We start from the raw sequence: 10298 nt of genomic DNA, 5'->3' as shown, positions 1-10298 counted from the left end.
GGGCCATAGCTCAGCTGGGAGAGCGCCTGCATGGCATGCAGGAGGTCGGCGGTTCGATCCCGCCTGGCTCCACCACTTCTCCGGACATAGGCCGTCCGACAGAAGCAAAATTCAAAGTTTCGTGCGTCCCCATCGTCTAGAGGCCTAGGACATCACCCTTTCACGGTGGCGACCGGGGTTCGAATCCCCGTGGGGACGCCACTCATCAACCGGTGTAACGACCAACGGTCGTTACCTGCCGGTAGCATCCGACCGTTGGTCGGATGGCGGCGTTTAACGAAGGCTGGCCATTCAGGCAAATCAACGCTAGAATGTCGGGCTGGTAGCAACAACGTGGGGCCATAGCTCAGCTGGGAGAGCGCCTGCATGGCATGCAGGAGGTCGGCGGTTCGATCCCGCCTGGCTCCACCACTTCTCCGGACATAGGCCGTCCGACAGAAGCAAAATTCAAAGTTTCGTGCGTCCCCATCGTCTAGAGGCCTAGGACATCACCCTTTCACGGTGGCGACCGGGGTTCGAATCCCCGTGGGGACGCCAATCAAACGCAGAAAACCCCGGCAATGCCGGGGTTTTTTGTATCCGTCGAAAAAAGTGTTTCCCTTTTCGGAAAACACCGATATTATAGGCGGCTCGCAGCATCAACGTGGGGCCATAGCTCAGCTGGGAGAGCGCCTGCATGGCATGCAGGAGGTCGGCGGTTCGATCCCGCCTGGCTCCACCAACATCCGGTCATTAGGCCGATCGGATGGATGCAGCATTAAAATTCAGGTTTTCGTGCGTCCCCATCGTCTAGAGGCCTAGGACATCACCCTTTCACGGTGGCGACCGGGGTTCGAATCCCCGTGGGGACGCCAATACAACGCAGAAAGCCCCGGCAATGCCGGGGCTTTTTGTTTGGTAGCGTATCAGCCCACAGTTGATACCCCTCCGGTCCAGGCCCATGTGCTATTCCGCCCAGATCCGCGCCGACTACACCAAGCTGGTTCGTGAGTTCGGCGCCGCCATTTCGCTGGACGAGTTCGCCCAGCTCTACGCCCATGACGCCGGCAAGCAACGCCCCAAGACCCCCAAGGCCATGGACGATGGCTTTGCCGGTGCGCGCACCGCGCAGGGCCAGGATATCGTGGCGAAGATCCAGCAATGGCATGCCGAAGAAATGCAGGCGCTGGACGAGGAAATCCGCGTCCAGTCCGCACGCCGGAAGCAGGCCGAAGAAAGCCTGGCGCACCGCCCCACCCAGAAGGCCCGCAATGACATCCGCATTGCCGGCAACCGCGTTGACCGCGCCCAGGCACGCCTGGCCGACCTGCACCGCACCGGCCTGCTGCCGCGCGACAGCCGCATCTTTCCCGGCGTATACGCCCCGGTGATCGTGTCCGAACATGGCCAGCGCGTGATCAAGCCGATGCGCTACCAGTGCCGCCTGCCCGACAAGCCCGCACGCAACGACGCGCTCTATCCGGGCACTTACAACGCCCGCCGCGACAGCCTCGAGGCGTACTGGAAGAACGCGTTCGGCCACCACCACGGCGTTGTCGTCGTGCAATCGTTCTACGAACACGTGCCCCGCCATGCGCTGGAACAGCGCAGCCTGGCACCGGGCGAGAATCCACAGAACGTGGTGCTCGAATTCCGCCCGCAGCCACCGCGCGATCTGTTGATCGCCTGCCTGTGGTCGGAATGGGAAGGCCCCGAGGGCCGCCTGCTCTCGTTCGCCGCCATCACCGACGAACCCCCGCGCGACGTGGCCGCAGCCGGGCATGACCGCTGCATCGTACCGATCCGACGCGAAAACCTGGATGCGTGGCTGAATCCAGATCCGCAGGATCTGGCCGCGTTGTACCGCATCCTGGACGACCGCGAGCCGGTCGAGCTGGATTACGCCGAGGCGGCGTGATCCTGCAGCGCAGCGGTCAGCGCCTGGTTCAACTCAACGGCCAGATAGGGCTTGGTCAGCACCCTGCCCGCGCGGAACGCCTCGGGCAGCTGGAAATGCGCCATGCCGGTGGCCACCACGAAGGGAATGCCAAGCGCGGTCAGCGCATCGGCAACCGGGTCGCTGGTCTCGTGATTGGCCAGGCGGTAATCCAGCAGAACGATCTGCGGCGCAGCCTCTTCGATCAGGTGCAGTGCCTCGGCCACCGACGACGCCGGCCCGACCATCACCGCGCCCGCGTGCATCAGCTGCATCTCCAGCAACGACGCGCTCATCGCGTCGTTTTCCACCACCAGTACCCGCAGACCCTGCAACGCGCTCATCGCCGTTCCCTGTATCGTTCAGCGCAATGAGTATAACGTCGCGGAAAAATGAAGGTCCGGGGTCGACTGAACGATTCAGACCTCCCCAATCCGGCCGGGTTTGTATACACTACGCGGCCAGCCAGCCGAAGTGGCGGAATCGGTAGACGCAGCGGACTCAAAATCCGCCGCCCTTAAAAGCGTGTGGGTTCGAGTCCCACCTTCGGCACCATGGAATCCAGAAGGCCAGATCGAAAGATCTGGCCTTCTGCTTTGGTTCGTCGTTACACCAGCCGCAGGACAGCGGCCCCACCCGGCAACCCCGACTGCGCCGCCTGGCGCAGCACCTGGGCCACCGCGCCGTCGACACGGAATGCGGACACTGTCTGCAGCAGCTGGGTGGCCTGCTCTTCCATGCTGCGCGCGGCCGCCGATGCCTCTTCCACCAGCGCCGCGTTCTGCTGCGTGCTCTGGTCGATGTGCTCCACCGCCTGGTTGATCTGGCCGATGCTTTCGCTCTGCTGCTGAGCTCCGGTGCTGATGCGTGCGATCAGGGCATCGACCCGCGTCACGCTGTCCACGATCTGCTGCATGGTGCGGCCGGCGCTCTCGACCTGGGCGGTGCCCGTGCCGACCCGGTCCACCGAGTCGTCGATCAACTGCTTGATCTCCTTGGCCGCGCTGGCCGACCGCTGCGACAGCGAGCGGATCTCGCCGGCCACGACGGCAAAGCCGCGCCCGTGCTCGCCGGCACGCGCCGCTTCCACGGCCGCGTTGAGCGCCAGGATGTTGGTCTGGAACGCGATGCCGTCGATCACGCTGATGATGTCGACGATACGGCGCGACGAGGCGTTGATCAGGCTCATGGTGGTGACCACCTCGCTGACCACCCTGCCCCCTTGTGCGGCCACGTCCACCGCGCCGCCGGCCAGCTGGCTGGCCTGGCGGGCGTCCTCGGCGCTCTGCCGTACGGTGCCGGTCAGGCCCTGCAGCGATACTGCGGTTTCCTCCAGCGAGGCGGCCTGCTGTTCAGTGCGCTGGGACAGGTCGGCATTGCCGGTGGCGATCTCGCTGGCGCCCAGCGCCACCGCGTCGGCGGCAACGCGGATCTGGCCGATGACGCTGCCCATGGTCTCGACCATGGCATTGATGCCCTCGCACAGCTCGGCGATGGCGCCGGTCATGTCGCCGGCATCGATGCGCCTGCCCAGGTCGCCGGCCTGTGCGGCGGCAACCACTTCGCGGGTCTGCGCGACAGCAGCCGCCAGCGCCTGCGCATCACGCACCTGCGCGCTGATGTCGGTGGCGTACTTGACCACTTTGAACGGACGGCCGTTCATGTCGAAGATCGGGTTATAGGACGCCTGGATCCAGATCTCGCGCCCGCCCTTGCCCAGCCGGCGGTACTGGCCGGCGTCATACTCGCCCCGGCCAAGCTTCTGCCAGAACTGCCGGTATTCGGCGCTCCGGGCGTACTCGGGTTCGGCGAACATCGAATGGTGCTGGCCGCGCACTTCCTCCAGCGCGTAGCCCGTGGTGGCCAGGAAGTTGTCGTTGGCCGACAGGATGCAGCCGTCCAGGCTGAACTCGATCACCGCCTGAGAGGTATTGATCGCGGCCAGCTGGCCGGCGAAGTCGGCCGCCTGCATCTGCTGGGCCGTGATGTCGGTGGCGAACTTGACCACCTTGACCGGCCGGCCGCTGCTGTCGAACACCGGGTTGTAGGACGCCTGGATCCATATCTCGCGGCCGCCCTTGCCCACCCGCCGGTACTGGCCGGCATCGAACTCGCCGCGACCGAGCCGCGCCCAGAACTCGCGGTAGGCGCTGCTGCGCACGTGCTCCGGGTCGACGAACATGGAATGGTGGCGACCACGGATCTCCTCCAGCGTGTAGCCGAGGGTCTGCAGGAAGTTGTCATTGGCCTGGAGGATGGTGCCCTCCAGGTCGAACTCGATCACCGCCTGTACCCGGTGCAGCGCAGCGACCTGCGCTTCAAGTTCGGCATGGCGCTGGGCCAGGGCGGTGCTGGCCTGCCGCGTGGCCCGCGGCGAGAAGGCGAGCGCGCCGAGCGAGCGCAGGAAAGACGTGGCTGTGGAGGCACCGGTGCGGGGAGACGCCGGCGACTGCAGGGCTGCGATGGACATCGATGTTTCCTCGGTTCCAACAAGCTCAATGGGCTACGCCGGGCGACACGCCCGGGGTAGTACGCAAGAACGCTTGGGGACTCACGAAGACCGCCGTGGTGCTGGCGTCCCTTCCGTGGGCAAAACAGATCGACTGCATTTCCGTCAGCGGCAGCCGCCGGGAGAACTTTAGGGCGATATCGGCTCAGCGCCTGCGCGTGGACGTGGCCCCGGTCGCCGACGGTTTGCCGGCGAGGGCCCGGGACAGCTCCTGGGCCGGCTGCAGCCCGAACATGCGGGCATACAGCGCCGCCATCCGCCCCAGATCCCAGACCCCGAACCGCGAGCAGATGCCCGTGACCGTATCGCCTGGCGCGGCCGAGCGCAGCGCGCTGCGGATCGCATGCAGGCGCTCGACGAGATAGAACTGGTGCGGCGCCATCCCGAACAGGTCGTCGAACGCCCGGTTGAGCGAACGTTGCGAGGCCCCTACGGCGAACGGGATGTCCGAAAACGCCGCTTCGCCGCGCAGGCTGCGCTGGATGTGCTCGATGCCGCGGCGGACGATCTCCCGGCGCGGCAGCGGTGGGCGACCGCGCCGGGCGACCGCAGGTTCGCCGGCGGCCTGCAGGTGGCACTGCAGCAGCAGCGCGCTGAGCTGGGCAGCGAAGGCGCGTCGCGCGCCCGCCTGCGCGAATGCCTCCGGGTCGCGGTCGTGGATGTCCAGCGCGCGCCGCACCATCCCGCCGATATCGGCGACCATGGTGGGGCTCGAGGTGATGTTGCCGGTGCGGTACAGCCGGCTCACCTCCAGTCCATCGATGTGCGCGGCCTGGTCCAGCAGCAGCTGTTCGGCCACGTCGATGCACAGGAAGCGCGCAGGCACCCGGGTGAAGCCATGCACTTCGATCCGTGGCGCCAGCCAGGAGACCTCGGCCTCGCCCACGTGCTGGCCGTCCACCTCGGTCTGGCTTCCCGGCAGCGCCAGGTAGGCCGCAAAACGCGAAGCGAGCGGTGCGCCGCGGTACACCACGGGGGCGCCGTCCATGCCGTGCAGCAGTATGACCTCGCCGAGATCGAGCAGATTCAACACCCACGCGCCATCACCCCGCCCGGTAACCCGTATATGGCTGTCGATTCCCTTGACTGAATTTGAATATGCCTCGAAGTCCGGGAAAATCAGGGAGGGCATTATTTTCTGGATCGATTTAGATAACAGGGAGTAGATCGATCAATCGATCTTCGCGCGCGCCGCACTGCGGAACCGCGCCTACTCTACGGTACGTGAACAGGCACGTGCACGGCTATTGGTCATGGTTTATTTCATCTGATTTGGCGAACTTTACGTAGCGATCCTGAAACTGCGCCAGTAAGAATGAGCCCGCCTCGCGATGGGGTGCCTGGACGGTGGGGACTGTCCAGCACCCCGTTGCCGGGCCTGGAAAACGGCCCCGCCCGTAAACTGCGTAGTTTCTTCCCGACATAATCCCGGCACCCGCCATCCGGGGTGCCCTGGCGCGGTTCCAAGGATCCGGCCGTTGGCAGGGCGCCGCGTTTCAGACCCGCCGCAGTACCGGCTGTGCGCCCTGGCGCAGCGCCGTGGCCACCGCCGCATCCACCCGGAACGCCGCCACGGTCTGCAGCAGCTGGCTGGCCTGCTCTTCCATGCTGCGCGCCGCGGCGGAGGCCTCCTCGACCAGCGCGGCGTTCTGCTGGGTGCCCTCGTCGATCTGGTCGACCGCCCGGTTCATCTGGGTGATCCCCTCGCTCTGCTGGCGGGTGGCCGTGCTGATCTCGGTCATCAGGTCGCTGACCCGCCGCACGTTGACCACGATCTCGTCCATGGTGCGCCCGGCGCTCTCGACCTGGCTGGTGCCGGTACCGACCTTGTCCACCGAGTCGGTGATCAGCTGCTTGATCTCCTTGGCCGCGCCGGCCGAACGCTGCGACAGCGAGCGGATTTCCGCCGCGACGACCGCGAATCCCCGCCCGTGTTCGCCCGCGCGGGCCGCTTCCACCGCCGCGTTCAACGCCAGGATGTTGGTCTGGAACGCAATGCCATCGATCACGCCGATGATGTCGACGATGCGGCGCGAGGACTCGTTGATCAGCGCCATGGTCGACACCACCTCGTGCACCACCTGCCCGCCCTGCGCCGCCACGCCCACCGCGCCACTGGCCAGTTCGCTGGCCTGGCGGGCATTGTCGGCGGTGCGCCGCACGGTATCGGCCAGGTCCTTCATGGATACCGCGGTTTCCTCCAGCGACGCGGCCTGCTGCTCGGTGCGCTGGGACAGGTCGGCGTTGCCGACCGCGATTTCGCTGGCGCCCAGGGCAATGGTGTCGGCGGCAAACTTGATCTGCCCGATGATGCCGGCCATCGCTTCGACCAGCGCGTTGATGCCGCAGCACAGTTCGGCGATGGGGCCGGTTTTTTCATCGACGGCGATGTGCCCGGTAAGGTCGCCCCCCTGCGCGGCCGCCACCACCTCGCGGGTCTGCGCCACCGCCTGCTGCAGGGCCTGGCTGTCGCGGACCTGGGCGGTGATGTCGGTGGCGTACTTGACCACCTTGAGCGGGCGGCCGTCCACGTCCAGCACGGGGTTGTAGGACGCCTGGATCCAGATGTCACGTCCGCCCTTGCCGACGCGCCGGTACTGGCCGGCGTCGTACTCGCCCCGCCCCATCTTGTCCCAGAACGCGCGGTACTCGTCGCTGCCGCGGTAGTCGGCGGCGACGAACATGGCATGGTGCTGGCCGCGCACTTCTTCCAGCGTATAGCCGGTGGTGGCCAGGAAATTCTCGTTGGCGCCGAGGATGCGGCCATCGAGGCTGAACTCGATCACCGCCTGCGACTTGTTGATGGCCGCGAGCTGGCCGGCGAAATCGGCCGCCTGCATCATCTGGGCGGTGATGTCGGTGGCGAACTTGACGACCTTGTACGGGCGCCCGTTCGGGTCCAGCACCGGGTTGTACGAGGCCTGGATCCAGATCTCGCGCCCGCCCTTGCCGAACCGGCGGTACTGGCCGGCGTCGTACTCGCCGCGGCCCAGCCGCGCCCAGAACTCGCGATACGCCGGCGTGGCGACCTGGGCCGGGTCGACGAACATGGCATGGTGCTTCCCGCGCACCTCGTCCAGCGAGTAGCCGAGCGCCTGCAGGAAGTTGGCATTGGCGGTCAGGATGGTGCCGTCGAGCGCGAACTCGATCACCGCCTGGACCCGGTGCAGCGCGGCGACCTGCGCTTCCAGCTCGGCCTGGTGCTGTGCGGCCTGCCGGGCGTCGTCGCGCAGCGCGCGGCGCGCGCTGAACAGCGCGGCGAACGGGCGCCAGCGCGAAGCGGGGGCGGAAGCCGTGTCCGCTCCCGACAGGGGCAACTGCATGCTTGAGCTGAACATTTCCATATCCTCGATGTCCGATCAGCTGATGGGGATGCGACGCGGGTGCTGTGCGGCGCGGAATCACGTTGGCTTCGGGACCTGCGAAGACGTCTGCGGGGTGGGGCCGATTGCGAGGAAGGTATCGACCCTCGGACATCAAGCTTGAGGTATCAGGCACGGTACTGGGACGCCAACCCTGAGCAGGTTCAGCCTGGGCCGCCTTCGCTGCTCTCGCCATCGAGTTCGGCGTCACCCACGTCCAGGGGGTCGGGGCCACCGTGCACGGGCGCTTCAACCTGCACGTTGTTCTTGCCCAGCGCCTTGGCCCGATAGCACTGGGCGTCTGCCGCGGCGACCGCCGTATCCACGCTCATGTGGCCACCGATTGCGGCGATGCCGATGCTGGTGCCGACCACCAGGCGTTCCATGCCCCACGGCACGCTGAGGCTGCGCACCGACTCGAGCAGGTCACTGGCAATGCGCCGCGCGCGCCGGAGCGAGCAGCCGGCCAGGATCACCGCGAATTCGTCGCCGCCCAGCCGCGCCACGATGTCCGAATCGCGCACGCCATGCCGGAGCACGGTGGCGACCGCCCACAGCATGGCGTCTCCCGCCAGGTGGCCGTGGCTGTCATTGATCGGCTTGAAGTTGTCCAGGTCGATGAACATCAGCGAGGCCGATTGCCCGGTGCGGGCGACCCGGGTAATGGCCTCCTGCAGGTGCGCTTCGAACCCGCGCCGGTTGCTCAGCTCGGTCAACGGGTCGACTTCGGCCAGGTGGCGGGCCTCGCGCTGGCGGGCGCGCTGCTGGGTCACATCGCGGATCACCCACACCGCGCCACTCACCTGCCCGTCCTCGCCCTGCAGCCAGGCCCGGGTCAGGTCCACTGGCAGCAACTGCGCCCCCACCGACAGCAGCAGGTCCGAATGCAGGTCCACCGCATTGCTTTCCGCGTCCAGCAGCACGGCCAGGTCCAGCGGCGAGCGCGGGGCGTATTCGGTGGTCAGCTCCATCACGTCCTGGACCTGGCTGCCGGTCACCGGGGCGGCGCCCTCCCCGGCCAGCGCCCGGGTTGCGGCAGCGTTGGCGTACTGGATATGCCCCGCCAGGTCCAGGGTGAGCACCATGTCGGCGACCGCATCGAGCGTCACCCGGGTGCGGTGCTCGGATTCGCGCAGCTGCAGCCCGCTGTGCCGTTGCGCGGTGATGTCCTGGATCTGCGACACGAAATGCAGCGGCTCGCCATGCGGGGCCCGCACCAGCGACACCGACAGACGCCCCCACACGATGTTGCCGGCCTTGCCCAGGTACCGCTTCTCCATGTGGTAGTGGTCGCGGCGCCCGGCCAGCAGGTCACCCACCAGTGCCAGGTCGGTATGCAGGTCGTCGGGATGGGTCAGGGTCTGGAAATCAATCTCCAGCAGTTCGGCGCGCGTGTAGCCGAGAATGCCGCACAGCGCGTCGTTGACGTCCAGCCAGCGCCCTTCCAGCGAAACCAGCGCCATGCCCAGCGCGGCCGATGAGAACGCACCCGCGAATTTCTCCGCCGCCAGGTAGGCCTGCTCGCGCACTTCCAGCAGCGGGGTGATATCCACCGCCATGCCGACGTAGCCCATGCGCTGGCCGCTGCCCGAATCCAGCGGACTGATCGACAGCCGCACCTGCCGGTGCTCGCCGTCCTTGCGCACGAAGGTCCACTGGTGCGACCAGGTTCCCTGCGCGGCGTGTGCGGTGAGCGCTTCGAACACCGTCGGCAGGCGCCCCTCGGCATCGGCCAGGGGCCGCAGGTAATCCTGCATTTCATGGATCTCATGGAACAGGCCCGGATTGACCTGGCCGATCACTTCTTCCGGCGAGTAGCCCAGCAGCTTCTGCGCACCGGTATTGAACAGGGTGACCACGCCATGGATGTCGGTGGCGATCACCGCTACCTCGTCGGACGCATCGACCACCGCCTGCAGGCGCTGGCGGGTGTCCGCCGCGTCTTCGCGTGCGTTCTGCAGGTCGCTGACATCGGCGTGCGCGCCAGCCATGCGCAGTGGCCGGCCTTCGGCGTCCCGTTCGTAGACACGCCCGCGGTCCTGTACCCAGATCCAGTGTCCCTGCTTGTGGCGCATGCGGCACAGGCTGTCGTAGTGCGGCGACCGTCCGTCCAGGTGCTCACGCAGCAGCGCATTGGATTGCGCCAGGTCATCGGGATGGACCAGCCGGGAGAAGGTCTGCGATGTGATCGGCGACAGCTCCTCGCGGGTGTAGCCGACGATCTGCGCCCAGCGTTCGTTGACCCGCATGGCACCGGTCTGGCAGTTCCACTCCCAGGTACCCATCGCGGTGCCGTCGATGATCATTTCCAGCCGGCGGCGCTGTTCGATTGCCTCCTGCAGTGCGTCGGCCGGCGGCGTCATGGGTTTCATGCGCGCACGCCGACGGCGCCAGGGGTGGCGCCATCGCACCGGCCTGGACCGCAGTATCCCGCGTGCTGATCTGTCATCTGGCCTCCCGCTCCCCGCCTAGCGTACCGGCATTCAACGGGAAACGGGATCAAGCCCTCGTC

General features: G+C 66.9%; 6 protein-coding genes and 6 tRNA genes. 7 read left to right on the top strand and 5 right to left on the bottom strand.

The features are described from left to right. The first annotated feature begins 125 nt into the window (after positions 1-125). From KVS69_RS14570 to KVS69_RS14545, 6 genes are all read left to right on the top strand, one after another. A tRNA-Glu gene (locus KVS69_RS14570) sits at positions 126-201 on the top strand. Positions 202-335: 134 nt separating this feature from the next. After that, positions 336-411, top strand: a tRNA-Ala gene (locus tag KVS69_RS14565). A gap of 50 nt (positions 412-461) precedes the next feature. Further along, positions 462-537: transfer RNA gene (locus KVS69_RS14560), tRNA-Glu, on the top strand. A 108-nt stretch (positions 538-645) separates the two neighbouring features. Beyond that, positions 646-721 (top strand) — tRNA-Ala (locus KVS69_RS14555). A gap of 57 nt (positions 722-778) precedes the next feature. Further along, positions 779-854 (top strand) — tRNA-Glu (locus KVS69_RS14550). Positions 855-940: 86 nt separating this feature from the next. Next, positions 941-1897 (top strand): SOS response-associated peptidase family protein, encoded by a 957-nt coding sequence (locus KVS69_RS14545; protein WP_217538682.1) that lies wholly within the window; start codon positions 941-943, stop codon positions 1895-1897. On the opposite strand, the gene KVS69_RS14540 is transcribed toward KVS69_RS14545, so the two are convergent. Further along, the gene (locus KVS69_RS14540) at positions 1879-2259 is read right to left on the bottom strand and encodes a response regulator (RefSeq protein ID WP_217538681.1); all 381 of its coding nucleotides are present in this window, start codon (positions 2257-2259) and stop codon (positions 1879-1881) included. The genes KVS69_RS14545 and KVS69_RS14540 overlap by 19 nt on opposite strands. A 124-nt stretch (positions 2260-2383) precedes the next feature. Here KVS69_RS14540 and KVS69_RS14535 point away from each other — a divergent pair. Then, positions 2384-2470 (top strand) — tRNA-Leu (locus KVS69_RS14535). Between the two features lie 52 nt (positions 2471-2522). On the opposite strand, the gene KVS69_RS14530 is transcribed toward KVS69_RS14535, so the two are convergent. From KVS69_RS14530 to KVS69_RS14515, 4 genes are all read right to left on the bottom strand, one after another. Beyond that, on the bottom strand, positions 2523-4385 hold the full coding sequence (locus KVS69_RS14530) for a methyl-accepting chemotaxis protein (RefSeq protein WP_217538680.1): 1863 nt from the start codon (positions 4383-4385) through the stop codon (positions 2523-2525). 184 nt (positions 4386-4569) lie between these two features. Next, positions 4570-5454: an AraC family transcriptional regulator gene (locus KVS69_RS14525; protein WP_217538679.1), complete on the bottom strand. Its 885-nt coding sequence runs from the start codon at positions 5452-5454 to the stop codon at positions 4570-4572. A 466-nt stretch (positions 5455-5920) separates the two neighbouring features. Then, entirely contained in the window at positions 5921-7762 is a 1842-nt protein-coding gene (locus tag KVS69_RS14520; protein ID WP_302675371.1) for a methyl-accepting chemotaxis protein, read from the bottom strand. 188 nt (positions 7763-7950) lie between these two features. Beyond that, a complete protein-coding gene (locus KVS69_RS14515; protein ID WP_217538678.1) occupies positions 7951-10158 on the bottom strand; it encodes a PAS domain-containing protein in 2208 nt (735 codons plus the stop codon). Positions 10159-10298: the final 140 nt, after the last annotated feature.

Source organism: Stenotrophomonas sp. GbtcB23 (assembly GCF_019091045.1).
Taxonomy (GTDB): Bacteria; Pseudomonadota; Gammaproteobacteria; order Xanthomonadales; family Xanthomonadaceae; genus Stenotrophomonas; species Stenotrophomonas rhizophila_A.
This window is presented reverse-complemented; position numbering and strand designations above follow the sequence as displayed.